Source organism: Hydrogenispora ethanolica, from assembly GCF_004340685.1.
Lineage (GTDB): Bacteria > Bacillota > UBA4882 > UBA8346 > UBA8346 > Hydrogenispora > Hydrogenispora ethanolica.
In genome coordinates this window covers 1-1,699 of sequence record NZ_SLUN01000084.1, presented here as the reverse complement: position 1 = coordinate 1,699, position 1,699 = coordinate 1, and the positions used below count along the sequence as shown (strand labels likewise).

The window sequence follows — 1,699 nt, the reverse complement described above, 5'->3', positions numbered from 1 at the left end:
CCTGATATGGAAGTGCCACGTCAAGCAAAATTTTTAAAAACCTAAAAAAGTTCGAACCAAACCAAGAGAACCTTGATAAAGATCCTCAAACTCAACGCTTGATATGGAGATGCGGTCATGTTAGCCTGATGAATTGGCCAAGGCCACAAGCCAGGGGCTGGACTTATCCAACATGACCGCAGAGGCTCCATGTCAAGCGTTGACGCAGGCAATGGATTTTAGTTTTTAGGAAATTGCGTCACTCCTTTGAGTTGCAGTAGGAAACAGACAGATGGGTCTTCGACGGTATATCAACCTGATATTCGCGGATTGGTTACACGCATGATTTAAATTCGTCAAGGGAGCTATCTCCATCTAACAGCGTGAGTTCGGTTTAACCTTATCACAAGGGATGAGAAAGAGAGTTCTCCCCGTACCTCAAATCTTCTGTCTGCTTCGTACTGCAACTCGAATTCATTCCGTAATTTTAGTTAAGTCTGAGAAAGCTTTATGCCACGGAATTTTCTTTTGCGACTTGATTGGCCATTGCCCAAACAAATCCCAATAACTCCCGAGCCACAGCCACGACGGCAACTTGTCTGGGTTTACCCTTCGCGGCAATTTTCCGGTACTTATGATTTAGACGCTGCTGTGCTTTCCAGGCAATCGTGATCACAGCTTCCGATAAGTTCGCCTGACGTTTTTGTAATGCTTTTCCCACCACTGGTTTTTTCAGATAGTGCCAACCGGCTTCGATGATCACCGAACGTACGTGTGCATTGCCGGTCTTGGTGATTCTTCCTTGACGCCTGGTTCCGCCACTGGAGGATTCCCCGGGGACAAGTCCGACAAAAGCCATGAATTGTTTAGCCGTCTTAAATCGGGTAATATCCCCAATCTCAGCCACTAAAGTAGCGGCTGTAATTAGACCGATTCCTTTGAAACCTTGCAAAGCTTGAAAGAGCTTTGGGTTGGTTAAATGGGAAGCTGCTTCTTCAATGGCCTTGTCTAATCGGTTCACTAAGGCCTCCGCCCGTTCGATGGTTTGGATTGATTCGCTGACTACAATCTGATGCGCGTATTGTTCAAAATGAAGGGCTTTGAGCCATTGCCAATACTTCACAGTCCAGGGACGAGTCTTTTGGGAAGGATGAATTCCGTTTCGCAAGAGAAACTTGCCAAGTTGATTCCGTTTCCGTAACCGATCGATATTGGCATCCTCGCGTAACCTTACCAAATCACGCAACGCTTCTTGTTCTGGGCCTGGAACCCATACCGGAGTCAGATCTCCGTTTCGTAACAGTCGAGCTAATTTCTTGGCATCCCGCCGGTCGGTTTTGACGCGTTCTCCCGGTTTGGTTGGAATGAGTGAAGGGGCTACTACGATGCAGGCAGCTCCGAGTCGGACCAGTTGTCGGTATAGAACATACCCGCAAGGGCCTGCTTCATAGCAGAAACATAGTTTTTGAGGGTTGCCGAGTTTTTTGACGAGACTTTTTACCGCATCGGCCGTGTTTGGAATGATCCCCAGAAAATCAGCTTCGGTTGCCTCTAGATGAATTTTGGCTACTGCCAAGGTTTCTTTGTGTGCATCAATTCCTACATAGGTGGTATACTTCATGGTGAGTGTCAGCCTCCTTCGTATTGTAGCTCTGTTCTAAGCTCTCGCTTAGTTTAACCTACGTTTTGCGAATCGGATGCTGGCACTTCCATTATATCT

1 protein-coding gene is annotated in these 1,699 nt (G+C 46.9%); it reads right to left on the bottom strand.

Going from position 1 to position 1,699, the window contains the following annotated elements:
- Positions 1-487: 487 nt before the first annotated feature.
- Positions 488-1,600 (bottom strand): IS110 family RNA-guided transposase, encoded by a 1,113-nt coding sequence (locus EDC14_RS26365; RefSeq protein ID WP_132018396.1) that lies wholly within the window; start codon positions 1,598-1,600, stop codon positions 488-490.
- Positions 1,601-1,699 lie beyond the last annotated feature (99 nt).

Coding starts and splice junctions, on each gene's coding strand:
- EDC14_RS26365 (WP_132018396.1), bottom strand. CDS start 1,600: ATGAAGTATACCACCTATGTAGGAATTGATGCACACAAAGAAACCTTG.